Annotated in this window: 28 protein-coding genes; 11 read left to right on the forward strand and 17 right to left on the reverse strand. The window is 60.0% G+C overall.

Features of this window, described 5'->3' with window-relative positions; translation table 11 throughout:
• The first annotated feature begins 322 nt into the window (after positions 1 to 322).
• The 4 genes from ftsY to rpoH all read left to right on the forward strand — a co-directional run bounded on the left by ftsY (position 323) and on the right by rpoH (position 4482).
• Positions 323 to 1828: a signal recognition particle-docking protein FtsY gene (gene ftsY / locus BLQ41_RS06660; RefSeq protein ID WP_090178566.1), complete on the forward strand. Its 1506-nt coding sequence runs from the start codon at positions 323 to 325 to the stop codon at positions 1826 to 1828.
• Positions 1825 to 2496: a cell division ATP-binding protein FtsE gene (gene ftsE / locus BLQ41_RS06665; RefSeq protein ID WP_010466809.1), complete on the forward strand. Its 672-nt coding sequence runs from the start codon at positions 1825 to 1827 to the stop codon at positions 2494 to 2496. The genes ftsY and ftsE overlap by 4 nt, the downstream gene beginning before the upstream one ends.
• Positions 2493 to 3515: a permease-like cell division protein FtsX gene (ftsX, locus tag BLQ41_RS06670; RefSeq protein WP_090178570.1), complete on the forward strand. Its 1023-nt coding sequence runs from the start codon at positions 2493 to 2495 to the stop codon at positions 3513 to 3515. The genes ftsE and ftsX overlap by 4 nt, the downstream gene beginning before the upstream one ends.
• Before the next feature lie 112 nt (positions 3516 to 3627).
• Positions 3628 to 4482, forward strand: coding sequence for an RNA polymerase sigma factor RpoH (rpoH, locus tag BLQ41_RS06675; protein ID WP_007897890.1), 855 nt, complete (start codon positions 3628 to 3630; stop codon positions 4480 to 4482).
• Between the two features lie 100 nt (positions 4483 to 4582).
• Here rpoH and mtgA read toward each other — a convergent pair whose 3' ends face one another.
• Entirely contained in the window at positions 4583 to 5305 is a 723-nt protein-coding gene (gene mtgA / locus BLQ41_RS06680; protein ID WP_090178574.1) for a monofunctional biosynthetic peptidoglycan transglycosylase, read from the reverse strand.
• 74 nt (positions 5306 to 5379) lie between these two features.
• Here mtgA and BLQ41_RS06685 point away from each other — a divergent pair, with 74 nt between their 5' ends.
• From BLQ41_RS06685 to BLQ41_RS06705, 5 genes are all read left to right on the forward strand, one after another.
• Positions 5380 to 5751, forward strand: a complete 372-nt coding sequence (locus BLQ41_RS06685) for a DUF423 domain-containing protein (RefSeq protein ID WP_090178577.1) — start codon at positions 5380 to 5382, stop codon at positions 5749 to 5751.
• A 71-nt stretch (positions 5752 to 5822) separates the two neighbouring features.
• Positions 5823 to 6023: a sulfur carrier protein ThiS gene (thiS, locus tag BLQ41_RS06690; RefSeq protein ID WP_008026157.1), complete on the forward strand. Its 201-nt coding sequence runs from the start codon at positions 5823 to 5825 to the stop codon at positions 6021 to 6023.
• A gap of 60 nt (positions 6024 to 6083) precedes the next feature.
• A complete protein-coding gene (locus BLQ41_RS06695) occupies positions 6084 to 6878 on the forward strand; it encodes a thiazole synthase (protein WP_008068101.1) in 795 nt (264 codons plus the stop codon).
• Positions 6879 to 6887: 9 nt separating this feature from the next.
• Positions 6888 to 7613 (forward strand): tRNA (guanosine(46)-N7)-methyltransferase TrmB, encoded by a 726-nt coding sequence (gene trmB, locus BLQ41_RS06700; RefSeq protein WP_090178579.1) that lies wholly within the window; start codon positions 6888 to 6890, stop codon positions 7611 to 7613.
• Between the two features lie 185 nt (positions 7614 to 7798).
• On the forward strand, positions 7799 to 8608 hold the full coding sequence (locus tag BLQ41_RS06705; RefSeq protein WP_157694999.1) for a Sec-independent protein translocase family protein: 810 nt from the start codon (positions 7799 to 7801) through the stop codon (positions 8606 to 8608).
• Between the two features lie 10 nt (positions 8609 to 8618).
• Here the strand turns inward: BLQ41_RS06705 and BLQ41_RS06710 are convergent, their stop codons facing one another.
• The 10 genes from BLQ41_RS06710 to BLQ41_RS06755 form a co-directional block, all read right to left on the reverse strand.
• The gene (locus tag BLQ41_RS06710; protein ID WP_090178584.1) at positions 8619 to 8942 is read right to left on the reverse strand and encodes a DUF3392 domain-containing protein; all 324 of its coding nucleotides are present in this window, start codon (positions 8940 to 8942) and stop codon (positions 8619 to 8621) included.
• A gap of 22 nt (positions 8943 to 8964) precedes the next feature.
• A complete protein-coding gene (gene hemW, locus BLQ41_RS06715; protein ID WP_090178587.1) occupies positions 8965 to 10170 on the reverse strand; it encodes a radical SAM family heme chaperone HemW in 1206 nt (401 codons plus the stop codon).
• A complete protein-coding gene (rdgB, locus tag BLQ41_RS06720; RefSeq protein ID WP_090178590.1) occupies positions 10167 to 10763 on the reverse strand; it encodes an RdgB/HAM1 family non-canonical purine NTP pyrophosphatase in 597 nt (198 codons plus the stop codon). The genes hemW and rdgB overlap by 4 nt, the downstream gene beginning before the upstream one ends.
• Positions 10760 to 11194 carry a DUF4426 domain-containing protein gene (locus tag BLQ41_RS06725; protein WP_090178593.1) on the reverse strand — a complete coding sequence of 145 codons (435 nt, stop codon included), beginning with the start codon at positions 11192 to 11194 and terminating at the stop codon, positions 10760 to 10762. Before BLQ41_RS06725 ends, rdgB begins: the two co-directional genes overlap by 4 nt.
• Before the next feature lie 26 nt (positions 11195 to 11220).
• Positions 11221 to 11841, reverse strand: a complete 621-nt coding sequence (gene metW / locus BLQ41_RS06730; protein WP_046029734.1) for a methionine biosynthesis protein MetW — start codon at positions 11839 to 11841, stop codon at positions 11221 to 11223.
• Positions 11842 to 11848: 7 nt separating this feature from the next.
• A complete protein-coding gene (gene metX, locus BLQ41_RS06735) occupies positions 11849 to 12988 on the reverse strand; it encodes a homoserine O-succinyltransferase MetX (RefSeq protein WP_090178596.1) in 1140 nt (379 codons plus the stop codon).
• A gap of 110 nt (positions 12989 to 13098) precedes the next feature.
• Positions 13099 to 13389 (reverse strand): DUF167 domain-containing protein, encoded by a 291-nt coding sequence (locus BLQ41_RS06740; protein WP_090178600.1) that lies wholly within the window; start codon positions 13387 to 13389, stop codon positions 13099 to 13101.
• Positions 13389 to 13976, reverse strand: coding sequence for a YggT family protein (locus BLQ41_RS06745; RefSeq protein ID WP_090178603.1), 588 nt, complete (start codon positions 13974 to 13976; stop codon positions 13389 to 13391). The genes BLQ41_RS06740 and BLQ41_RS06745 overlap by 1 nt, the downstream gene beginning before the upstream one ends.
• Positions 13977 to 14000: 24 nt before the next feature.
• A complete protein-coding gene (gene proC, locus BLQ41_RS06750; protein WP_090178606.1) occupies positions 14001 to 14819 on the reverse strand; it encodes a pyrroline-5-carboxylate reductase in 819 nt (272 codons plus the stop codon).
• Positions 14820 to 14854: 35 nt separating this feature from the next.
• Positions 14855 to 15553, reverse strand: a complete 699-nt coding sequence (locus BLQ41_RS06755; protein ID WP_090178610.1) for a YggS family pyridoxal phosphate-dependent enzyme — start codon at positions 15551 to 15553, stop codon at positions 14855 to 14857.
• A 57-nt stretch (positions 15554 to 15610) separates the two neighbouring features.
• Here BLQ41_RS06755 and BLQ41_RS06760 point away from each other — a divergent pair, with 57 nt between their 5' ends.
• Positions 15611 to 16645, forward strand: coding sequence for a type IV pilus twitching motility protein PilT (locus BLQ41_RS06760; protein ID WP_090178613.1), 1035 nt, complete (start codon positions 15611 to 15613; stop codon positions 16643 to 16645).
• A gap of 36 nt (positions 16646 to 16681) precedes the next feature.
• Here BLQ41_RS06760 and BLQ41_RS06765 read toward each other — a convergent pair whose 3' ends face one another.
• The gene (locus BLQ41_RS06765) at positions 16682 to 17302 is read right to left on the reverse strand and encodes a C40 family peptidase (RefSeq protein WP_090178616.1); all 621 of its coding nucleotides are present in this window, start codon (positions 17300 to 17302) and stop codon (positions 16682 to 16684) included.
• Positions 17303 to 17552: 250 nt separating this feature from the next.
• Here BLQ41_RS06765 and BLQ41_RS06770 point away from each other — a divergent pair, with 250 nt between their 5' ends.
• The gene (locus tag BLQ41_RS06770; protein ID WP_090178619.1) at positions 17553 to 17984 is read left to right on the forward strand and encodes an NINE protein; all 432 of its coding nucleotides are present in this window, start codon (positions 17553 to 17555) and stop codon (positions 17982 to 17984) included.
• Between the two features lie 120 nt (positions 17985 to 18104).
• Here the strand turns inward: BLQ41_RS06770 and BLQ41_RS06775 are convergent, their stop codons facing one another.
• The 5 genes from BLQ41_RS06775 to BLQ41_RS06795 all read right to left on the reverse strand — a co-directional run bounded on the left by BLQ41_RS06775 (position 18105) and on the right by BLQ41_RS06795 (position 22018).
• Positions 18105 to 19376, reverse strand: coding sequence for a dihydroorotase (locus BLQ41_RS06775; protein WP_090178621.1), 1272 nt, complete (start codon positions 19374 to 19376; stop codon positions 18105 to 18107).
• Positions 19373 to 20377, reverse strand: a complete 1005-nt coding sequence (locus tag BLQ41_RS06780) for an aspartate carbamoyltransferase catalytic subunit (RefSeq protein ID WP_046029744.1) — start codon at positions 20375 to 20377, stop codon at positions 19373 to 19375. The genes BLQ41_RS06775 and BLQ41_RS06780 overlap by 4 nt, the downstream gene beginning before the upstream one ends.
• A 27-nt stretch (positions 20378 to 20404) precedes the next feature.
• Positions 20405 to 20908 (reverse strand): bifunctional pyr operon transcriptional regulator/uracil phosphoribosyltransferase PyrR, encoded by a 504-nt coding sequence (pyrR, locus tag BLQ41_RS06785; RefSeq protein ID WP_090178623.1) that lies wholly within the window; start codon positions 20906 to 20908, stop codon positions 20405 to 20407.
• 100 nt (positions 20909 to 21008) lie between these two features.
• Positions 21009 to 21446: a Holliday junction resolvase RuvX gene (ruvX, locus tag BLQ41_RS06790; RefSeq protein ID WP_090178626.1), complete on the reverse strand. Its 438-nt coding sequence runs from the start codon at positions 21444 to 21446 to the stop codon at positions 21009 to 21011.
• Positions 21446 to 22018 (reverse strand): YqgE/AlgH family protein, encoded by a 573-nt coding sequence (locus BLQ41_RS06795; protein ID WP_090178629.1) that lies wholly within the window; start codon positions 22016 to 22018, stop codon positions 21446 to 21448. Before BLQ41_RS06795 ends, ruvX begins: the two co-directional genes overlap by 1 nt.
• Positions 22019 to 22091: the final 73 nt, after the last annotated feature.

The following is a 22091-nucleotide window of genomic DNA, read 5'->3' on the forward strand; positions in this document are numbered from 1 at the left end:
GCCCGCTTGGTCTTAGCGTCGGCGGGCGAGAGGGTGCTAGGATACTGGTCCGTTTTACTGGCGGCCACGCCTATCAGGCCTTTGATCGGCCGGAAGGTTGCATGGGTTACCTGCGGAAGCTTTGAATTTGTCAGCTAAACTCAGCGTTTTCGCCGACGATGCCGTTCCAGTCCTTCGTATTAGTCGACCTTTGAAGTGCCGTGGGCACTTCGACAAAATGTTGCGCGTGAACAAGCTGGGTCAATCGCAGTCTGTTCTGCATCGAATATTTATTTGCCGGGGCGCCCTTTGGCGCGTCGCTACCGTGAGATAGCCGTCCTCCATGTTTGGTTCCAACGACGACAAGAAGACCCCAGCTGCGGCTGGCGAGAAGAAAAGCCTGTTCGGATGGCTGCGCAAAAAGCCGCAGGAACCCGTCGTCGAACAGCCACAACCACTTCCTGAGCCAACTCCCGCGCCGGTTCCGGTTATAGAAGAAGAGCTCGCACCGATAGTCCTGCCGATCGCCGAGCCAGTGTTGCAGCCGGTGGCCGAGGCCGAGCCCGATCTGGTCGCCGAAGCCGTGACCCAGGTGCCGCTGGCGCCCATCGCCGAGCCTTGGCTGACATTGCCCGTGGCCGAAGAGCCGGTGGCGTTGGTTGCAGACGAGTTGGCTCCGCACGTTACCCCGCCGATTCCAGCACCGACTGCTTTTGCGCCCGAGCCTGTTCAGGTTCCGGTGGTTGAGCCAGTTGTAACGCCGGTCGTGGTGGCTGAGCCTGCGCCGGTTGTGCCGCCTGCTCCGCAGCCTGTTGCGCCTGTATTTGTTGCTCCGGCTCCTGCGCCGACGCCTGCACCTGTGGTCGTTCCAGCAGTTGCCGCGCCTGTCGCTCCGGTTGAAACGCCGGCCGAAACCAAAGCCGGCTTCTTCGCCCGCCTCAAGCAAGGTCTGTCCAAGACCAGCGCCACCATTGGCGAAGGCATGGCCGCCCTGTTCCTGGGCAAGAAGATCATCGATGACGAGCTGCTCGAAGACATCGAAACCCGCTTGCTGACCGCCGACGTTGGCGTCGAAGCCACCTCGGTGATCATTCAGCGCCTGACCCAGAAAGTCGCGCGCAAAGAGTTGGCCGATGCCGACGCACTCTACAAATCCCTGCAAGCTGAACTCGCGGCGATGCTCAAGCCTGTCGAGCAGCCGCTGAAAATCACCTCGCAAAACAAACCGTTCGTGATTCTGGTGGTTGGCGTCAACGGCGCCGGCAAGACCACCACCATCGGCAAGCTGGCGAAGAAGCTGCAGCTCGAAGGCAAGAAAGTCATGCTGGCGGCCGGCGATACCTTCCGCGCCGCAGCGGTCGAGCAATTGCAGGTCTGGGGTGAGCGCAACAAGATCCCGGTCATCGCCCAGCACACCGGCGCCGACTCCGCTTCGGTTATCTTCGACGCCGTGCAAGCCGCCAAGGCCCGAGGCATTGATGTGCTGATCGCCGACACCGCCGGTCGCCTGCACACCAAAGACAATTTGATGGAAGAGTTGAAGAAGGTTCGCCGGGTCATCAGCAAGCTAGACGCCGATGCGCCGCACGAAGTGCTGCTGGTGCTTGACGCCGGGACCGGGCAGAACGCTATCAGCCAGGCCAAGCAATTCAACCAGACCGTCGAACTGACCGGCCTGGCGTTGACCAAGCTCGATGGCACGGCCAAGGGTGGGGTGATTTTCGCCCTGGCCAAGCAGTTTGGCCTGCCGATTCGCTATATCGGCGTCGGTGAAGGCATCGATGATTTGCGAACTTTTGAAGCAGAACCCTTTGTCCAGGCACTGTTTGCCGAGCGGGAGCGTTCATGATTCGTTTCGAACAGGTCGGTAAACGCTACCCGAACGGTCACGTCGGCTTGCATGAGCTGAGCTTTCGAGTCCGTCGGGGCGAATTCTTGTTTGTGACCGGCCATTCCGGCGCCGGTAAAAGCACGTTGTTGCGCCTGCTGCTGGCGATGGAGCGTCCGACCACTGGCAAATTGCTGCTGGCCGGCCAGGACCTCGCCACCATCAGCAATGCGCAGATTCCCTACCTGCGCCGGCAGATCGGCGTGGTGTTCCAGAACCACCAATTGCTGTTCGATCGCACGGTGTTCAATAACGTCGCGTTGCCATTGCAGATCCTTGGCTTGTCGAAGGCCGAAATCGTCAAGCGCGTGGATTCGGCGCTTGAGCGCGTGGCGCTGTCGGACAAAACCGATCTGTACCCCGGCGACCTGTCGACTGGCCAGCAGCAGCGCGTCGGCATTGCCCGCGCCATCGTTCACCGCCCGGCCTTGCTGCTGGCGGATGAGCCGACCGGTAACCTCGACCCGCGTTTGGCGGCCGAGATCATGGGCGTGTTCGAAGACATCAACCGCTTGGGCACCAGCGTGTTGATCGCCAGTCACGACCTGGCACTGATCGCCCGTATGCGTCATCGCATGCTGACCCTGCAGCGCGGCCGATTGATCGGCGACGGGGAGGCTGGCGTATGAGTGCGACACGCAGCCCCAAGGTTTCCGAACGCGTTGCCCCGAAGGCCGCCGATCCGCAACCGCAGAAGAAAAAGCGCGACGATGACGACGGCCCGGACTTCGCTACGCTGTTTCGTGCCTGGGTCGAAAGCCATCGCGCCAGTCTGCTGGACAGCTTGCGCCGTCTGGGCAAACAGCCGATTGGCAGCTTTTTCACCTGCATGGTGATGGCGGTTGCCCTGAGCTTGCCAATGGGCCTGTCACTTTTGCTGAGTAACGTCGAGCGCTTGGGCGGATCCTGGCAGCGTGCGGCGCAGATTTCGTTGTACCTGAAAATCGAGGCCAGCCCTGCCGAGGGCGAGTCGTTGCGAGAGCAGATCAAAGGCATGCCCGGTGTCGCGGATGCTGAATATGTCGGTCGCGATCAGGCCCTGGAAGAGTTCCAGCAACAGTCCGGTCTGGGCGAAGCGCTCAAGGAACTGCCGGAAAACCCGCTGCCCGGCGTGGTGCTGGTGACCCCTAAAGAGGTCGACAAGCCGACCCTTGAAGCATTACGACAAAAACTTTCCGAGCTGCCGAAGGTACAACAGGCGCAACTTGATCTAGTCTGGGTCGAGCGTCTGGCAGCTATCCTGAAGCTGGGTGACCGTTTTGTCTTCGGTCTGACCGTGCTTCTGGTTTCTGCATTACTTTTGGTGATAGGCAATACCATTCGTCTTCATATTGAAAACCGCCGCACAGAGATAGAAGTGATTAAACTCGTCGGTGGCACTGACAGCTATGTGCGCAGGCCCTTTCTGTATATGGGTGCGTTGTATGGCTTCGGTGCGGGGATACTTTCCTGGGGCGTATTGGCGTTTGGGCTGAACTGGCTCAACGAAGCGGTGGTCGGACTGGCCGGTTTGTATGGCAGCAATTTTGCGCTGGCCGGCGTGCCGGTTGCCGACGGTCTGTCTCTCTTGCTTGGCGCGGTGCTGTTGGGGTATATCGGTGCATGGATTGCAGTCGCACGCCACCTGAGGGAGCTTGCGCCTAAGTAGTATCATTTTGCTCGTATTGACCTTTCAGCGTTTATGGGAACTTGTCTTTCGGTTTCCGGTCAATTTTCGCAGTGCTGAACTGCACGAGTTTGTAAGTCGGAGGTTTTTTCGTATGACCAATTCTTTGCAACCTGCATATGCTCTGGTCCCGGGTGCGAACCTGGAGGCCTACGTGCACACCGTCAACAGCATTCCATTGCTGACGCCGGAGCAGGAGCGTGAACTGGCCGAGAGTCTCTATTATGAGCAGGATTTGGGGGCGGCTCGGCAGATGGTGCTCGCCCACCTGCGTTTTGTTGTACATATCGCCCGTAGCTATTCCGGTTACGGCCTGGCTCAGGCTGACCTGATCCAGGAAGGCAACGTCGGCCTGATGAAGGCCGTGAAGCGCTTCAACCCGGAAATGGGTGTGCGCCTGGTGTCGTTCGCTGTGCACTGGATCAAGGCGGAAATTCACGAGTTCATCCTGCGCAACTGGCGCATTGTGAAAGTCGCGACCACCAAGGCCCAGCGCAAGCTGTTCTTCAACCTGCGCAGCCAGAAGAAACGTCTGGCGTGGCTGAACAACGAGGAAGTCCACCGTGTGGCGGAAAGCCTCGGTGTAGAGCCTCGGGAAGTGCGCGAGATGGAAAGTCGCCTGACCGGCCATGACATGGCCTTCGACCCGGCTGCGGAAGCAGACGACGACAGCGCTTTCCAGTCGCCGGCCAACTATCTGGAAGACCACCGGTACGACCCGGCCCGTCAACTGGAAGATGCCGACTGGAGCGACAACTCCAATCACAACCTGCACGAAGCGCTCGAAGTGCTGGACGACCGCAGCCGTGACATTCTCTACCAGCGCTGGTTGGCTGAAGAGAAAGCCACGCTGCACGACCTGGCGCAGAAGTACAACGTGTCGGCCGAGCGTATTCGTCAGCTTGAGAAGAGCGCGATGAACAAGCTCAAGTTGTCGATCGCGGCCTGACCTGCGAACCGGCAATAAAAAACGCCCCGATCATTGATCGGGGCGTTTTTGTTTGTGCACGGATTTAAGCCTCGCCCTGGCCCACAGGGGATTTGCGGTGTTATTGATCCCAGGGCGCCCGCCGCGAATTGTTGAGCTCCAGCAGATAGCTTTCGCCACCCAACTGACTCATCTGCTGCCGAATCCACCCAGCCCGGCGTGCAACATAGCTGGTCGGATGGCTTGCGCTCCACACTCGCGGGTTTGGCAGTACGGCGGCCAGCAAGCTTGACTGTTGGCGGCTGAGACCTTTAGCGCTTACACCAAAGTGATGCCGGGCCGCTGCTTCGGCGCCAAATACCCCGTCGTCCCACTCGACGCTGTTCAGATACACCTCAAGAATTCGCTGCTTGGGCCAGAACACTTCGATCAGCCCGGTAAACCAAGCTTCCAGGCCTTTACGCAGCCAGCTGCGGCCGGACCACAGAAACAGGTTCTTCGATACTTGCTGGCTTAAGGTACTGGCGCCACGAATCGATCCGCCGAGTTCGTTGTGGGCCAGTGCAGCCTGGATCGCGCCCAAATCAAAACCCCAATGCTCCGGGAATTTCTGATCCTCGCCGGCAATCACCGCGACTTTCAGGTCATCGGAGATCTCATCCCAAGGCTTCCAGGTGCGTTGCAGATCGATGGGTTCGCCGTCGAACCAGGATTCGACCTTGCGTTCGACCATCAGCGCCGTTCCCGGCGGTGGCACAACACGAAAAATCAGGACCAGCAATATGCTGCCGCCCGCGAACCACAGCAGGGCTTTGGTGAATCGTCGCAAAAATAAACGCAGCATAGAGATGGCTTGGCCGAACCCGTTGAGCGGGCCATTATACAGACCCTGTTGATCGAGTCTGACTGGAGTTCTTCATGCTGCGTGGCTTTTTGATGCTGGCCGCTTTCTTCGGCTTCACCGGCGTTGCCCTTGGCGCGTTCGCTGCCCATGGCCTGAAAAACCGTCTGACCCCTGAATACCTGGCGATTTTCCATACAGGCGTCACCTACCAACTGGTGCACACCCTGGCATTGCTGGGCGTTGCGCTCCTGGCCACGCAGATACCGGGGCGCCTGATCACTTGGGCCGGCGCATCCTTTGCCATCGGCATCCTGCTGTTTTCCGGCAGCTTGTATCTGCTGACGATCACGGGCGTGAGCAAGCTTGGCATCGTCACGCCTTTCGGTGGTCTCGCGTTTCTCGCGGGCTGGATTTGCTTGGGGCTTGCCGCTTGGCGCTTGGGCTGACTTAAGGGCTTGGGTCGCCAAGACTGATCGGGCTAGAATGCCAGCCCCTAAAAATGATGGCGGCATTCGGTATGCGCATTCAGTTGAACGGCGAATCCCTTGAACTGCCCGACGGTGAAACCGTTGCGGCCCTGCTGACCCGTCTGGAACTGACCGGACGCCGGGTGGCTGTCGAACTCAATCTGGATATCGTCCCGCGCAGCCAGCATGCCGACACCACTCTGAACGACGGCGACAGTGTCGAAGTCGTGCACGCCATCGGCGGCGGCTAGTCGCCTGGCCCGCGAGGGCACAGAATTCTGCAAGAACCTCACCCCTACAGAGGATTTCCCATGAGCATCGTTCGTAGCGACAAGCCTTTCGTCCTGGCCGGTCGTACTTACCAGTCGCGTTTGCTGGTTGGTACCGGCAAGTACCGCGACATGGAAGAGACCCGCCTGGCCATCGAGGCCTCGGGCGCCGAGATCGTCACATTCGCCGTGCGCCGCACCAACCTCGGCCAGAACCCGGGCGAACCGAACCTGCTTGAAGTCCTGTCGCCGGATCGCTACACCTTCCTGCCGAACACCGCCGGCTGCTTCGACGCTACCGAGGCCGTGCGCACCTGCCGCCTGGCCCGCGAACTGCTCGGTGGCCACAACCTGGTGAAGCTGGAAGTGCTGGCGGACCAGAAAACCCTGTTCCCCAACGTGATCGAAACCCTCAAGGCCGCCGAAGTGCTGGTCAAGGAAGGCTTCGACGTGATGGTTTACACCAGCGATGACCCGATCATTGCCCGTCAACTGGCGGAAATCGGTGTTATCGCGGTGATGCCGCTGGCCGGTCTGATTGGTACGGGCCTGGGGATCTGCAACCCGTACAACCTGCAGATCATCCTCGAAGAAGCCAAGATTCCCGTGCTGGTCGACGCCGGTGTCGGTACGGCTTCCGACGCGACCATCGCCATGGAACTGGGTTGCGAAGCGGTGCTGATGAACTCGGCCATCGCCCATGCCCAGCAGCCGATCATGATGGCCGAAGCAATGAAACACGCCATCGTCGCGGGCCGCCTGGCCTACCTCGCCGGCCGCATGCCGAAAAAACTCTATGCCAGCGCCTCTTCGCCGCTGGATGGTCTGATCAAGTAAGAGCCATTGATGACTGAATCAAACGACACGCCAATCCAGACGGAAGAAGGCGACGAGCGCCAACACCGCCGTATCAAGAGTTTCGTGATGCGCGCCGGGCGCATGACCGAAGGCCAGCAAAAAGGCCTGGAGCAGGGCACGCCGCTGTTTGTCCTGCCATTGGCCGATGCGCCGGTGGACTTCGACCAGGTGTTCGGCCGTTCGGCGCCACGCTCCCTGGAAATCGGTTTCGGCATGGGCCATTCGCTGCTTGAAATGGCCGCAGCCTCGCCGGAACAGGATTTCATTGGTGTGGAAGTTCACCGTCCGGGTGTTGGCGCGCTGCTCAACGGCGTGCTGACCCAGGGCCTGACCAACCTGCGAGTCTACGATTGCGACGCGATCGAAGTGCTCAACCGTTGTATCGCCGACAACAGCCTCGATCGCCTGATGCTGTTTTTCCCGGACCCGTGGCACAAGAGCCGTCACCACAAGCGTCGTATCGTTCAGGCGTCGTTCGCTGAACTGGTACGCAGCAAGTTGAAAGTGGGCGGCATTCTGCACATGGCCACTGACTGGGAACCGTACGCCGAGTACATGCTGGAAGTGATGAGCGTTGCGCCGGGTTATCGTAACCTGGCCGAAGACGGCAAGTGCGTCCCGCGCCCGACCGAACGCCCGATCACCAAGTTCGAACGCCGCGGCGAACGTCTTGGGCATGGCGTGTGGGATTTGAAGTTCGAAAAGCAGTCCTAAGTACAACGCAATACTCAATGTGGGAGCGGGCTTGCCCGCGATAGCGCTCTAACACTCAACATCGATGTTGAATGTTATGGCCTCATCGCGGGCAAGCTCGCTCCCACATTTGTTTTGTGTGGCGTTCAAGATCGGTGTCTATCCGCCGACATCTGTACTTCGCCACTCGTAAAGGAAGACAAAGTTTGAGATTCGTCCTCACCTGCACATTGTTGTTAAGTTTTCTGTCCTCGACAGTCTTCGCGGCGACTACTACCAGTCTCCCCGCCATATCCCCAGACGACTATTTTGAGCTGGCCCGGCAGAAGTCGGAACAGCTCAAGCAGATATCGGTTGAGTTAGTGAAGCTGGAGGCCAGCGGAAAGCTTGATCCCAAGAACCTGCCCGAGGCGATGAAAGACACGCAAGCCGCGATTTTGGCATTCAAACATGACCTGAAGATGGCGTCCGAAGGCGGTCACACCGTTGCGACGTACTTGCTGGCCAATATCGACAGCAAGTTTGGTCCATCTGATGAAGAACGAAAGCAATTCTGCGAGCCATTGCAAAAGGCGATGGATCAAGGCTTGCTGGCGGCGGCCGTGGCATATCACCATCAATGTGATCAGGCCTACATGCGGTTTGATTTCAGGAACCCTGGTCACTTGAAGTATCTGGATGACCTGCAACAGATGGTTCAGCGAGTGGACGGTAATCGTGACTACTACCCACTGCCAGCGAAGCGGTCGTTCTGTTTCCAGGATTTACGCGCAGAGTTGACGGCTGAAAGAACGCTTGCCGCGATACAGGCACGCAATGACGCAATGTTGCTGACCTATGATCAGTACCGGGCAGAGGCTTATTACATACTGGCGGCCACACGTCTGAATGAAAAAAATCAACCTGATAGTCAGAACCTGGCCTATCTGAATCAGGCACTGGCGTTAGGTTGCAAAGACCCTCTGACACTCAAGGGCTACTACGAAAAGGAATTCGGCCCTCAAGCTTCCAAATAGAAGTGCCGGCTTAGCGGCGGTCAGCGACCACGCCGATCAGCACCAGCACCACCAACAACACTGGCGCCAGGCTGTAGTTGTTGAACTGGCTCAGGCCTTTGATGATCCACGGCGTGGCGTAGATCAGTGCGACGCCGCTGCCGACCATGCACAGCAGGGCCATTAGCGGGACGCGCAAGGCGCCGGCGATGCTGCCCAGGCGTTGGTCGACCCAGCCTTTGATGTCGGCGCCGAACAGCACCAGCAGGCAGCCCACCAGCGCCAGGGCGATTTCCGACAGGTTGCTACGGCTCCAGCGGGACGCGGTGGCGAGCAGGTCGAGGATCAAATCCATTGGTTTTCCCTTAAGGCTGAAATCAGCTCAGAAATGTCTGCAGCAAGTCATTGAGAAACAGCTGTCCGCGATCTGTCGCCGCCAGACGTGACGGTTCGACCTGCAACAGGCCACTTTGTTCGGCTTCGCGGCGGCCTTCGGCGAGGCTCTCCAGGCTCAGCCCGGTGCGCTGCGGATACAACTGCGACTCGACGCCCTCGGTGAGGCGTAAGGCGTTCATCAGGAACTCAAACGGCAGCTCGTCATTGGCCAACGCTTTCTCGCCAGCCTTGAAGCTTTTGGCAGGATTGAGGTAATCCTTCGGCAAGCGCGTCTTCCAGGTGCGCACAATGCGCCCGTCCGGATGGCTGAGTTTGCCGTGGGCGCCAGCGCCGATGCCGATGAAGTCGCCGAAGCTCCAGTAATTGAGGTTGTGTCGTGCCGCACGACCGGGCTGGGCATAGGCCGATACTTCGTATTGCGCGTAACCGTGTTCAGCGAGCAGGGCTTGGCCGGCTTCCTGAATGTCCCACAGCGTGTCGTCTTCCGGCAGCGTTGGCGGCTGGTTCCAGAACACCGTGTTCGGCTCCAGCGTCAGCTGATACCAGGATAGGTGCGTCGGCTTCAGGGCGATGGCCTGGCGCAGGTCACTCAGGGCGTCCTCCAGCGATTGATCGGGCAAGCCGTGCATCAGGTCCAGGTTGAAGTTGTCGAACCCGGCCTGACGCGCCATGCCGGCGGCACGCACTGCTTCGTCGCCATTATGAATACGGCCCAGAGCTTTGAGTTTCTCTTCCTGGAAGCTCTGGATGCCGATCGACAGGCGATTGATGCCCAGCGCGCGGTAGGCGACGAACTTCTCTTGCTCAAACGTTCCCGGATTCGCTTCCAGAGTGATTTCGATGTTGCTGGCAAATGGAATGCGCTGCTCCACGCCCCTGAGCAAACGCCCCAAGGCATCGGCGCTAAACAGGCTTGGCGTGCCGCCACCGAAGAAGATCGAGCTCAGTTCGCGGCCGTAAACGGCGTGAAGGTCTTGATCGAGGTCGGCCAGCAGCGCGTCGACATACTCTTCTTCCGGCAGCACTGGGCTCGCGGTGTGAGAGTTGAAGTCGCAATAAGGGCATTTGCGCACACACCACGGGATGTGGATGTACAACGCCAGGGGCGGCAGCACGGGGAGCGCGGCCCGAGGCGATTGGGCGGCACCGCCGAAGATCAGCGGCGACGCGGAGGAATCGTGGGTCATTTCAAGCCCAGACGCTGGCGCAGCAGATCCATTGCACGGGCGCGGTGGCTGATGAGGTTCTTGTCGCTCGGGCTCAACTCGGCGCTCGAGCAATCGCGCTCCGGCACCCAGAACAGCGGATCGTAACCAAAACCATGTTCGCCACTGGCCTGGGTCAGGATGCGCCCGTGCCACAAGCCTTCGCAGAGGATCGGCAACGGGTCATCGGCGTGACGCACCAGCGCCAGCACACAGACGAACTGCGCGCCGCGCTCGGCTTGCGGGACGTCTTTCAACGCGTCGAGCAATTTGGCGTTGTTCGCTGCATCGCCTTTGCCATCGGCATAACGAGCGGAATAGATGCCCGGCGCACCGCCAAGGAAATCCACCGCCAGCCCTGAATCGTCGGCCAATGCCGGTAATCCGGAAATGCGCGCGGCGTTGCGGGCCTTGAGGATGGCGTTCTCGACAAACGACAAGCCGGTTTCTTCAGGCTCGACGCTGCTGAACTCGCCGATCGAGCGCAGTTGCACCGATTCGCCGAGCATGGCCTGGAGTTCCTTGAGTTTGCCGGCGTTGTGGCTGGCCAGTACGAGTTGCGTGAAGTTGATCATTCGCCGGGGAAGAGCTCTTGGTTGAAATTGATGGTGTTGATTTTGTCACCGTTCTGCACCTTGATTTCGAAGGTGCGGATTTCCTGCTGGTCCACCGGGTATTGAGCGATGTAGTAAATCGCGCCCTGTTCGGTGATCTGTTTGAAGTTCAACGGTACGGTCTGGCTGGTCAGGTCTTTGACCGTGCCGGTCACCGAAGCCACCAATGGCTTGCCGTCCTTGATCACGGAGACATTGATCACGCCCTGATTCTTGCTGCGGATCAGCTGCGCCGCTTTGGCGATGTCCGGGGTCAGGTACGTGGAGTTGAAGGTGTTGTAGTGCACCGTCGTGTCGCCGAAGGTTTCCTGGCGTTCGCCCTTGATGACGTCAGCGGCCATGGCGGTGACGCTCAGGCAGGCAGTAAGTACAAACAGCGCTAGACGACCCATGATCGTTCTCCTCGAAGTGTCGTGACTCAGACCGCGACCTTGTGGTCTTGCAGCCCGGGGCTGCTGACGCGGTAAATACCGATTTCACCTAATAGATTAGGCCATAGCTTACTGGCCCACCCGTGACGGTGCTGTTGATCCACGGCAAGCCGATCAATGACCTTGGCTTCACGTTCGCGGCATAACGCTTCAAAGTCTTCGAAGGTGCAAAAGTGGATGTTCGGCGTGTTGTACCAGGTGTACGGCAGGAACTCGGACACCGGCATCCGGCCCTTGCTCGCCAGGTACCAGCGGCAGCGCCAGTGACCGAAGTTGGGGAAGGTGATGATGCACTGGCGCCCGACGCGCAGCATTTCGTCGAGGATCTTGTCCGGGTAATGCACGGCTTGCAGCGCCTGGGTCATGACCACGATGTCAAAGCTGTTGCTGGCGAAGTTGCCCAGGCCCTTGTCCAGGTCCTGCTCGATCACGTTGATGCCCTTGGCCACGCACTCGGCAATGTTGTCCGGGTCGTTTTCCAGGCCATAGCCGGTGACTTGCTTGTGGTCGCGCAACCAGGTCAGCAACTCGCCGTCACCGCAACCGAGGTCGAGCACGCGGCTGCCGGCGGGGATCCATTCCTGGATGATTTCCAGATCGGCTCTCATGTCTTCCTCAAAGCGAAATACGGTTCATGTAATTGCGGAAGGCCTGCAAGTAACGCGGGATCGGAATCAGGAAGGCGTCGTGGCCTTGCGGAGCGTCGATCTCGAGGTAGCAGACGTCTTTCTTGGCCGCCATCAGCGCGTCCACCAGTTCCCGCGAGCGGGCAGGGGAGAAGCGCCAGTCGGTGGTGAAGGACATCACGCAGAACTTGGCCTGGGCGTTGGCGAAGGTTTTCGCCAGGTCATCGTCGAAATTGGCCGCCGGGTCGAAATAGTCCAGCGCCTTGGTCATCAACAAGTACGTGTTGGCATCGAAACGCCCGGAAAACTCTTCGCCCTGATAGCGCAGGTAGCTTTCGACCTGGAACTCGACGCTGTGGAAGTCGTAGTTGAGCTTCTCGCTTTTGAGCCCGCGGCCGAATTTCTCGCCCATCGAGTCATCCGACAGGTACGTGATGTGGCCGACCATCCGCGCAAGCATCAAGCCTCGCTTGGGGATCACGCCCGCTTCCTGGAACGAACCGCCGTGAAAGTCGGGGTCGGTGAGGATCGCCTGGCGTGCGACTTCGTTGAAGGCGATGTTCTGCGCCGACAACTTGGGCGCCGAGGCAATGGCCAGGCAATGGCGAATGCGATCGGGGTAAGTGATGCTCCATTGCATCGCCTGCATGCCGCCGAGACTGCCGCCAATCACGGCAGCCCACTGGCTGATGCCGATGCGATCGGCCAGACGCGCCTGACTGTGCACCCAGTCTTCCACGGTCAGCACCGGGAAGTCGGCGCCGAAGGGCTTGCCGGTTTCTGGATTGATGCTGCTCGGGCCGGTGGAACCGTTGCAACCGCCGAGGTTGTTCAGGCTGACCACGAAGAATTTGTTGGTGTCGATCGGCTTGCCGGGACCGATGCAGCTGTCCCACCAACCGGGTTTGCGGTCGTCGGGGCTGTGGAAGCCTGCCGCGTGATGGTGGCCCGACAAGGCGTGGCAAATCAGCACGGCGTTGCTCGCCGAGGCGTTCAGCGTGCCGTAGGTCTCGTAAATCAGGTCGTAGGCTGGAAGCGAACGGCCACAGGCCAAGGCCAGGGGCTCGCTGAAGTGCGCCACTTGCGGCGTCACCAGACCAACAGAATCGGCGGGAAAGGCAGTTGGCATCGACCCTGCTCTCGTTGAAATGAGGCGTAAGTCTAAAGACCGCTGCCCCGAGCAGCAAGCGACTACCCATGATCGTTTTTTGATCGTTCCCACGCGGAGCGTTGGATCTGTCAGGGTCGGGTCAAGTCAGGCAAATCCGGCAGATTCTTCGGCGAACAGATCCGCACCCGCTTCTGCCGGTTCAACTCGCCGCTGATCAAGCTGACCTGGCTCTTGGAGACCCCAAACGCCTTGGCCAGAAACGCCATCAAATACGCATTGGCCTTGCCTTCAACGGGCGGCGCGGTCAGGCGGATTTTCAGGCGATCGCCGTGCAGCCCGCAGAATTCATCGCTGCGGGCCGCCGGTTGCAGGTGACATTCCAGAATCAGATCATCACCGTCCCAACGGAAGTAGCTCATCAGATCAGGCCGAGCAGCCCCTGTGGCATGAAGGCAAAGTACGCCAGGCGTGGGATCAGCCAGCTTTGCAGCAACTGGATCGCGATAAACGCAAAGATCGGCGAAATATCGAGGCCGCCCAGGTTTGGAATGATCCGACGGAACGGGGCAAGTACCGGTTCAGTAATCTGCGCGACCAGCTCAGCACCGGGATTGTGGCTGCCCGGAGCGACCCAGGACAGAATCACGCTGATGATCATGGCGTAGAAAATAATGTTCAGGAACAGCGAGAACAGCGCGATCAGTGCCCAAGGTATCAGCAGCACCCAATCGACCATGAAACCTTTAAGGAACAGGATGACCGCGATCAACAGCATTTGAATGATCAACGCCAGCACCAGCGACGACATGTCCAGCCCGAACATGCTCGGGATGACCCGGCGCAGAGGCTTGAGCAGCGGTTGAGTGGCTTTGACGATGAACTGGCAGAGCGGGTTGTAGAAGTTCGCCCGAACCAGTTGCAGGATGAAGCGCATCAGCACGATCAGCAGGTACAGGCTGCCTAAGGTTTTAATGATGAAAACGGCAGCGTCATTGAGTCCGAGCATCTTTGATTCCTTTATAAGAGCTGATTAGCGACCGAGTTGCTCAGCCATCTCGGCCGAGCGATGTGCGGCGGCGCCGAGTGCTTTTTCAACCAGCGCTTCGAAGCCGTCGGCCTGGAATGACTTGATTGCAGCTTCCGTGGTGCCCGCTGGCGAAGTTACGCGACGGCGCAGTTCGGCAGCATCGACATCGCTGGCGACAGCCATTTGAGCGGCGCCCAGCGCGGTTTGCAGGGTCAGTTGGGCGGCGATGTCCGCTGGCAGGCCGAGTTTCACGCCGGCAGCGGTCATGGCTTCGATCAGCAGGAAGAAGTACGCAGGGCCCGAGCCGGAAACGGCGGTGACTGCGTCCAGTTGCTGCTCTTCGTCCAGCCACAGGGCAACGCCCACGGCCGACAGCAACTCTTGAGCCTGCTGGCGTTGTTCAGCATTAACTTCGGCGGTGGCAAACAATCCGCTCACGCCTTGGCGCAGCAGCGCCGGAGTATTGGGCATGCAACGCACGATCGGCTGGGCGCCGAGCCAGGTGTTCATGCTGGCGCAGGTGATGCCCGCGGCAATAGAGACCACCATTTGATTCGGCTTGAGGTTTGGACGAATCGCTTCGCACACTGCCTTCATTGCCTGGGGTTTGACCGCCAGCACGACCACGTCTGCGCCCTGGATGGCATCGGCGTTGTCGGCAAATACTTCGATACCGTGTTCGGCGCTGACTTTGGCGCGGGTTTCGGCACCCGGATCGCTGGCGCGAATCTGCGCGGCGTCCAGACCCTTGGCGCGCAGGCCGCCGATCAGGCTGGCGGCCATGTTGCCGGCACCGATAAAGGCAATACGTGTCTTGCTCATGTCAGGTCCTTATAGAGAGGTGTGTCGGCCATGGTTCAAGGCTGACTGTAGTCGCGGGCGCCAAACAAGGCCGTACCGATGCGGACCCAGGTGGCGCCCATGGCGATGGCCGACTCAAGGTCGTGGCTCATGCCCATGGAAAGTGTGTCGAGCGGCAGGTTCAGGCTGGCTTGCGTGCTTTTGATCAAGTCGCGCACGGCAGCAAACGCGGCATCCTGGGCGGCGCGATCTTCGGTCGGCTCGGGGATCGCCATCAATCCGCGCAACGTGATGCGCGGCAGTTCGCTGATGGCCTTGGCGAGAGCGGGCAGATCGGCCGGCGTGCAGCCGGACTTGCTGGCTTCACCGCTGACGTTGACCTGGATGCAGATGTTCAGTGGTGGCAAATCGGCAGGACGTTGTTCGGACAGGCGTTGTGCGATTTTCAAACGATCCACGGAATGCACCCAGGCGAAGTGCTCGGCGATAGCACGAGTCTTGTTCGATTGAATGGGGCCGATGAAGTGCCAGATCAAGGGCAGGTCGGCCAGTTCGAGCTGTTTGCCCAAGGCTTCCTGCAGGTAGTTCTCGCCAAAGTCGCGCAGGCCGGCGGCATACGCCTCGCGCAGGGCCTCGGCGGGCTTGGTCTTGCTTACGGCCAGCAACTGGACGCTGTGCTCGTCGCGGTGGGCGGCGAGGGCGGCGGCACGGATGCGTGAACTAACCAGGGCTATGTTGTCTGCTATCGTGGACATTCAAGAGGCGCCAGCGGGTCTGAGGTTGGCGGCATTCTACTGGAATTGAGGAGCGCTATGGATATCACTGAGCTGCTGGCCTTCAGCGCTAAACAGGGCGCGTCCGACTTGCACCTGTCTGCCGGCCTGCCACCGATGATTCGCGTCGACGGCGATGTGCGGCGCATCAACCTGCCGGCCCTGGACCACAAGCAGGTGCACGAGCTGATCTACGACATCATGAACGACACCCAGCGGGTGGACTTCGAGAAACACCTGGAAACCGACTTTTCCTTTGAAGTGCCCGGCGTCGCGCGCTTTCGGGTTAACGCCTTCAACCAGAATCGCGGTGCTGGCGCAGTGTTCCGGACCATTCCGTCGAAGGTCCTGAGCATGGACGAGCTGGGCATGGGCGAAGTGTTTCGCAAGATTACCGAGGCGCCTCGTGGGCTGGTGCTGGTCACCGGCCCGACCGGCTCCGGCAAATCCACCACCCTGGCGGCGATGATCGATTACCTGAACAACCATCGGCATCACCATATCCTGACCATCGAGGACCCGATCGAGTTCGTCCATGAATCACGCAAATGCCTGATCAACCAGCGCGAAGTTCATCGCGACACCCGCAGCTTCGCCACGGCCCTGCGCTCGGCATTGCGTGAGGACCCGGACGTGATTCTGGTGGGGGAAATGCGTGACCTGGAAACCATTCGCCTGGCGCTGACGGCTGCCGAGACCGGCCACTTGGTGTTCGGCACGCTGCACACCACATCAGCGGCGAAAACCATCGACCGGGTCGTGGATGTATTTCCGGGCGATGAGAAGTCGATGGTGCGTTCGATGCTGTCCGAGTCGTTGTTGGCGGTGGTGTCGCAGACACTGATCAAGAAAATCGGCGGCGGGCGGATTGCGGCGCACGAAATTATGCTCGGAACGTCGGCGATCCGTAACCTGATCCGCGAAGACAAGGTGGCGCAGATGTACTCGTCGATTCAGACCGGAGGGTCGCTAGGCATGCAGACGCTGGATATGTGCCTGAAGGATCTGGTGACCAAGGGCGTGATCAGCCGCGAGCATGCGCGGGAGAAGGCGCGCTCGCCGGATAACTTCTGATCAAAAAAAATCCCGGGTCAGGCCCGGGATTTCAATTCAGCGCTGAACGACGCGCATCTGATTCGGTTCTTTAGGCAGAACCCGCTTGGCAACCACGTAGTGGCTTTCCCAGTACGGCTTCTTCAGGGTGTCGATAGTGACCGACTTGCCACGACGCGGCGCGTGGATGAAGCGGTCGTTGCCCAGGTAAATGGCGACGTGATTGACCCGACGGCTCTTGATGTTGAAGAAGATCAGGTCGCCTGGCTTCAAATCGTTACGATTGACTTTCTCGCCATGACCACTGGCCATTGCATTGGATGTGCGTGGCAGGTCAAACGTGGCGTCGTTAAACGCGTATTTCACCAGGCCACTGCAATCGAACCCTTTACTTGGGGTGCTGCCGCCCCAACGATAAGGTGTACCGAGGACATTCACGGCGCGGCTCAACACATTGCTGCTTGTCTTGGTCGCCATCGGCGGAACAAGTTTGCTGTTGGCTTTGCTCAACTGCGTGGAGAATTTTGCATTGTGTTTGTTTTTGCTCGAAGGAGCAGAAACGTGGGATTTTTGGGTGTAACCATTAACGTTTGGAAGACGTTGCTCACGATTGGTGGCGTGGGCGGCCAGTGGCATCAAAAGGCAAATGGTTAGCCATGTCTTGAAAAATGGACGCATTAGGCAGGGCTCATATAGGGAAGCGCGCAACTTTATAACAGCTTTTTTGTCCCTTCCGAGGCCGTTGGTCGATTCAACCTAGGGGGGAACGGAACCAAATAAGCGGTAAATGGACGCAATTGTCTGACAGGAGTCAGGTGCTACAAGGCTTTGACGGGAGACACAGTAGCATTTGCCATACGTCGGCAACCTGTAAAAAAGTCACAAAGAATTCAAGAATATTTATCTATCGCGTGATTCGAGGTCCTTCATGAACACCTATCAACAGGCTGGCCCGCATCAAGATACGCACAGCAAGGTGATCGGTTACCTGCTGTGGATTTTCGGTTTCACCGGGGCTCATCGGTTCTACTACGGCAAGCCGGTCACAGGGACAATCTGGTTCTTCACGTTCGGTTTGTTGGGTATCGGCTGGCTGATTGACGTATTTCTGATCCCTGCCATGGACCGCGAAGCGGACCTGCGGTTCACTGCCGGACCCATCGAATACAACGTGGCGTGGATTCTGCTGACGTTTCTGGGGGTGTTCGGCGTACATCGGATGTATCAGGGGAAATGGATCAGCGGTCTGCTGTACCTGGTGACGGGTGGGTTGTTCTTTGTCGGGGTGCTGTATGACTTCTGGACCTTGAATGACCAGGTATCTGTGCGCAACGCGCAGAACAGAGGCACCTTTCAGTGAGGATCGTTCCCACGCTCTGCGTGGGAATGCCTCAATGGACGCTCCGCGTCCGCCTCGGAAGGGACGCAGAGCGTCCCGGGCTGCATTCCCACGCAGAGCGTGGGAACGATCAGATTGCGCTTACGCCTGGTGGCTAATCCGCCCATCCACCAGGGTGTAACGCACCACGCCCGGCAGGGTATGGCCAATGAACGGGCAGTTCTCGCCCTTGGACAGCCAGGTTTCACCGGCAATGGTCGACGCCGCAGGGTCGAACAGCACGATGTCCGCCGGCCCACCTACCGCCAACTTGCCCGCAGGCAGGCGCAACGCCTCGGCAGGCCCGGTGCTCAAGCGTGCGAGCAACGTCGGCAAGTCCAGCAAACCATCCTCCACCAACGTCATCGCTAGCGGCAGCAACAGTTCAACACTGCTGATGCCTGGCTCGGTCGCGCCGAACGGTGCCAGTTTGGCGTCTCGCTCGTGCGGCTGGTGATGGCTGGAGATCGCGGACACAACCCCGGACTTCACGGCCGCACGCAGACCATCACGGTCGGCGCGGGTGCGCAGCGGCGGCTGGACGTGATAGAGGCTGCTGAAGTCGATCAGCGCTTCGTCGGTCAGAATCAACTGATAAAGCGCCACATCGGCGGTTACCGGCAGGCCGCGTGCCTGAGCCTGAGCAATCAGAGCCACGCCACGCGCACTGGTGAGCTGGCTGAAGTGCGCGCGCACGCCGCTTTGCTCGACCAGCAGCAGGTCCCGGGCCAGGGCCACGGTTTCCGCCGTTTCTGGAATTCCCGGCAAACCGAGGAAGCTGGCGGTCGGGCCTTCGTGGGCCAAACCGCCTTCGGCCAGATCATGGTCCTGCGAATTGAAAATCACCGTGAGGTCGAACGTCGCTGCGTATTCCAGCGCCCGGCACAGCGTGCGGGTATTGCGGAAGCTCTCCAGACCGTTGCCGAAAGCCACGCAACCGGCATCGCGCAAGGCGACCAGTTCGGCCAGCTGTTCGCCGTCCAGGCCTTTGCTCAGTGCGCCAATCGGGAAGACTTTGGTGTTGCCGGCCTCGCGAGCGCGGTCGAGGATCAACTCGGCCACCGCCGAGGTGTCGAGCACTGGCTTGGTTTTCGGCGGGCAGCACAGGCTGGTCACGCCACCGGCAGCGGCGGCGCGGGTTTCGCTGACAATCGAGCCTTTGCGGCTGTAGCCCGGCTCACGCAGGGCGACGTTCAGGTCAACCAGGCCCGGGGCGGCCACCAGGCCTTTGGCATCAATGGTGTCGACAGGGACGAAACCGGCCGGAGCGGCGCCCATGGCGACGATCTTGCAGGCTTCAACATGGATATCAGTCACTTGATCCAGGCCGCTGGCCGGATCGATAACACGGGCGCCGAGAATGCTGAGCTTCACTGGGCGTTCTCCTGCTCGAATTGACGTTGCGCAGTCTGCCCGCTCATGGCCATCGACAGCACGGCCATACGAATGGCGATGCCGTAGGTCACCTGGTTGAGGATTACCGAGTGCGGACCGTCGGCCACCGCCGACTCAATCTCCACTCCACGGTTGATCGGACCCGGGTGCATGACGATGCAATCCGGCTTGGCCCCGGCCAGGCGTGCAGTGGTGAGGCCGAACAAGCGGTAGAACTCACCTTCGCTCGGCAGCAGGCCGCCGGCCATGCGCTCACGTTGCAGGCGCAACATGATCACCACGTCGACATCTTTCAGGCCTTCGGTCATGTCGGTGTAAACCTTCACGCCGTATTGCTCGATGCCGATCGGCAGCAGGGTTTTCGGTGCGATCACGCGGATGTCCGGGCAACCGAGGGTTTTCAGCGCGAGCATGTTCGAGCGTGCAACGCGTGAGTGCAGGATGTCGCCGACGATGGCTACCGAGAGGTTTTCGAAGCCACCCTTGTGCCGACGGATGGTCAGCATGTCGAGCATGCCCTGGGTCGGGTGCGCGTGACGGCCATCGCCGCCGTTGATGATCGCCACTTGCGGGCAGACATGCTCGGCAATGAAGTGCGCCGCGCCGGAGTCACCGTGACGCACGACGAACATGTCGGCGGCCATCGCTTCGAGGTTGCGCAAGGTGTCGAGCAGGGTTTCGCCCTTGCTCGCAGACGATGTCGACACGTTCAGGGTGATCACGTCCGCCGACAGGCGCTGGGCCGCCAGTTCAAAAGTAGTGCGGGTGCGGGTGGAGTTTTCGAAGAACACGTTGCACACGGTCTTGCCGCGCAGCAACGGGACCTTCTTCACCGCCCGGGCGCCGACTTCGAGGAACGAGTCGGCAGTGTCGAGGATTTCCGTCAGCAACTCGCGGCGCAAACCGTCGAGCGAGAGGAAGTGGCGCAGCTGGCCCTGATCATTGAGCTGCAGCGGGCGCTTGGTATCTAGAGGCGTCATCGCGAGGGGGACTCTCAATAGGGCGAATTAAAGGGCGAGGTCTTGCAGTTCGAGCTTGAGTTCGGGGCCGGACAGCTTCACGCGTTCGTGTGCCGCCAGCGATAAGGTCGCCCCGACCACGTTGGGACGGATCGGCAGTTCGCCGGCGTCCAGGTCCAGCAGGCACACCAGCGTCACGCTGGCCGGGCGGCCGTAGTCGAACAGTTCATTCATTGCGGCGCGGATCGTGCGACCGCTCATCAGCACGTCGTCAATCAGCACCAGGTGCTGGCCTTCGATCTCGAAAGGCAACGCCGAGGGGCGCACTTGCGGGTGCAGGCCGTTCTGGCTGAAGTCATCACGATAGAAGGACACGTCCAGGGTGCCGAGCGGCGCATCGCTGCCCAGTTCATCGAGCAAGGCCTGGGCGACCCAGACGCCACCGGTGCGAATACCGATGTAGCGCGGTGCGCTGATGCCACGGTGTTCCAGGTGTGCCTTGAGACGGATCGCCATCTGGCTGATCAGTTCGGCGGGATTGGGCAGGCTCATGGTTGCTCCTTCTTGGGCCCGAGCCGGATGTTGCTTGAGTGATGGCTCGGGTTGTCGCTATAGAGAGTCGCTTGCAGCGGCTCTTCAGAATTAGATGCGGTCAGGACTCGAACAACGCGCTGTTTTCGTCGAGCCAGCCTTGCAGCAGCAGGGCCGCGGCGATGGCATCGACCGGGTTGTCGCGGTAACTGCCCTTTTGTCCGCCGCGATCACGGCGCTCGCCTTTTGCTTCGAATGTGGTCAGGCGCTCATCGTGGGTATAGAAGGGCAGGTTGTAGCGGCCGTTCAGGCGGCGGGCGAATTTCTCGGCGCGCAGGCACATGTCGCTGGGTGTGCCGTCCATGTTCAGCGGCAGGCCCACCACCACGGCATCGGGTTTCCATTCCTTGATCAGCGCTTCGACCTGATTCCAGTCGGGAATACCGTTTTGTGCCTTCAACGTGCACAGTTCGCGGGCCTGGCCGGTAATCACTTGGCCGACCGCCACGCCGATCTGTTTGGTGCCGTAGTCGAAACCCAGAATCAGGCGCAGGGCCATCAGGCGTGCCCCGCCTGGCTGGTGAGCAGGCTGAGGTTGACGCCGAGGCGCTTGGCCGCTGCTTCCAGGCGGAGTTCGCTGCTGGTGTTGAACAGGATGGCGGCATCGAACGGGCAGGTCAGCCAGGCGTTCTGTGCCAGCTCGGCCTCCAGCTGCCCGGCTTCCCAGCCGGCATAACCGAGGGCAATCAGGCTTTTCGGTGGACCCACGCCATCGGCAATGGCGAACAGCACATCCTGGGAGGTCGACAAGGAAAGATCGCCCTCCAGATCAACGGTCGCCTGAAACGTCTTGCCCGAGGGGTGCAGGACAAAACCGCGATCGGTCTGCACCGGGCCGCCGATGAAGATCGGCACATGCTGGCAGAGCGTCGGCGGCTCGATATCGGGGCGCAGTTGCTCGAGGATATCGGCCAGGTTCAAGTCTTGCGGACGGTTGACCACCAGCCCCATGGCGCCATTGGCCGTGTGCTCGACGATGTAGGTCAAGGTGTGCGCAAAGTTCGGGTCGGCCATGTGAGGCATGGCGATCAGGAAGTGATGCTTGAGGTAGCTGGGGCTGACGTTCTTCATGTGCGCTAGTGTGGCGTTGGAGGGGCAAACTGACAAGCTGGGGATGCACAGGAAATGCCCAAAATTGGCACTT

This window comes from Pseudomonas arsenicoxydans (assembly GCF_900103875.1).
GTDB lineage: Bacteria > Pseudomonadota > Gammaproteobacteria > Pseudomonadales > Pseudomonadaceae > Aquipseudomonas > Aquipseudomonas arsenicoxydans.

Excerpts from the sequence above, each read along its gene's own strand:
- ftsY (WP_090178566.1), top strand. The coding sequence starts at position 323 with ATGTTTGGTTCCAACGACGACAAGAAGACCCCAGCTGCGGCTGGCGAG.
- BLQ41_RS06745 (WP_090178603.1), bottom strand. The coding sequence starts at position 13,976 with ATGCTCGGACTCAATGACGCTGCCGTTTTCATCATTAAAACCTTAGGC.
- pyrR (WP_090178623.1), bottom strand. The coding sequence starts at position 20,908 with ATGAGCCTGCCCAATCCCGCCGAACTGATCAGCCAGATGGCGATCCGT.
- BLQ41_RS06780 (WP_046029744.1), bottom strand. The coding sequence starts at position 20,377 with ATGACGCCTCTAGATACCAAGCGCCCGCTGCAGCTCAATGATCAGGGC.
- thiS (WP_008026157.1), top strand. The coding sequence starts at position 5,823 with ATGCGCATTCAGTTGAACGGCGAATCCCTTGAACTGCCCGACGGTGAA.
- BLQ41_RS06740 (WP_090178600.1), bottom strand. The coding sequence starts at position 13,389 with ATGAGCTACTTCCGTTGGGACGGTGATGATCTGATTCTGGAATGTCAC.
- metX (WP_090178596.1), bottom strand. The coding sequence starts at position 12,988 with ATGCCAACTGCCTTTCCCGCCGATTCTGTTGGTCTGGTGACGCCGCAA.
- metW (WP_046029734.1), bottom strand. The coding sequence starts at position 11,841 with ATGAGAGCCGATCTGGAAATCATCCAGGAATGGATCCCCGCCGGCAGC.
- BLQ41_RS06795 (WP_090178629.1), bottom strand. The coding sequence starts at position 22,018 with ATGAAGAACGTCAGCCCCAGCTACCTCAAGCATCACTTCCTGATCGCC.
- BLQ41_RS06770 (WP_090178619.1), top strand. The coding sequence starts at position 17,553 with ATGAACACCTATCAACAGGCTGGCCCGCATCAAGATACGCACAGCAAG.
- BLQ41_RS06725 (WP_090178593.1), bottom strand. The coding sequence starts at position 11,194 with ATGGGTCGTCTAGCGCTGTTTGTACTTACTGCCTGCCTGAGCGTCACC.
- rdgB (WP_090178590.1), bottom strand. The coding sequence starts at position 10,763 with ATGATCAACTTCACGCAACTCGTACTGGCCAGCCACAACGCCGGCAAA.
- BLQ41_RS06685 (WP_090178577.1), top strand. The coding sequence starts at position 5,380 with ATGCTGCGTGGCTTTTTGATGCTGGCCGCTTTCTTCGGCTTCACCGGC.
- proC (WP_090178606.1), bottom strand. The coding sequence starts at position 14,819 with ATGAGCAAGACACGTATTGCCTTTATCGGTGCCGGCAACATGGCCGCC.
- BLQ41_RS06760 (WP_090178613.1), top strand. The coding sequence starts at position 15,611 with ATGGATATCACTGAGCTGCTGGCCTTCAGCGCTAAACAGGGCGCGTCC.
- BLQ41_RS06695 (WP_008068101.1), top strand. The coding sequence starts at position 6,084 with ATGAGCATCGTTCGTAGCGACAAGCCTTTCGTCCTGGCCGGTCGTACT.
- ftsX (WP_090178570.1), top strand. The coding sequence starts at position 2,493 with ATGAGTGCGACACGCAGCCCCAAGGTTTCCGAACGCGTTGCCCCGAAG.
- hemW (WP_090178587.1), bottom strand. The coding sequence starts at position 10,170 with ATGACCCACGATTCCTCCGCGTCGCCGCTGATCTTCGGCGGTGCCGCC.
- BLQ41_RS06755 (WP_090178610.1), bottom strand. The coding sequence starts at position 15,553 with ATGTCCACGATAGCAGACAACATAGCCCTGGTTAGTTCACGCATCCGT.
- ruvX (WP_090178626.1), bottom strand. The coding sequence starts at position 21,446 with ATGGCCCTGCGCCTGATTCTGGGTTTCGACTACGGCACCAAACAGATC.
- mtgA (WP_090178574.1), bottom strand. The coding sequence starts at position 5,305 with ATGCTGCGTTTATTTTTGCGACGATTCACCAAAGCCCTGCTGTGGTTC.
- BLQ41_RS06710 (WP_090178584.1), bottom strand. The coding sequence starts at position 8,942 with ATGGATTTGATCCTCGACCTGCTCGCCACCGCGTCCCGCTGGAGCCGT.
- BLQ41_RS06765 (WP_090178616.1), bottom strand. The coding sequence starts at position 17,302 with ATGCGTCCATTTTTCAAGACATGGCTAACCATTTGCCTTTTGATGCCA.
- trmB (WP_090178579.1), top strand. The coding sequence starts at position 6,888 with ATGACTGAATCAAACGACACGCCAATCCAGACGGAAGAAGGCGACGAG.
- rpoH (WP_007897890.1), top strand. The coding sequence starts at position 3,628 with ATGACCAATTCTTTGCAACCTGCATATGCTCTGGTCCCGGGTGCGAAC.
- ftsE (WP_010466809.1), top strand. The coding sequence starts at position 1,825 with ATGATTCGTTTCGAACAGGTCGGTAAACGCTACCCGAACGGTCACGTC.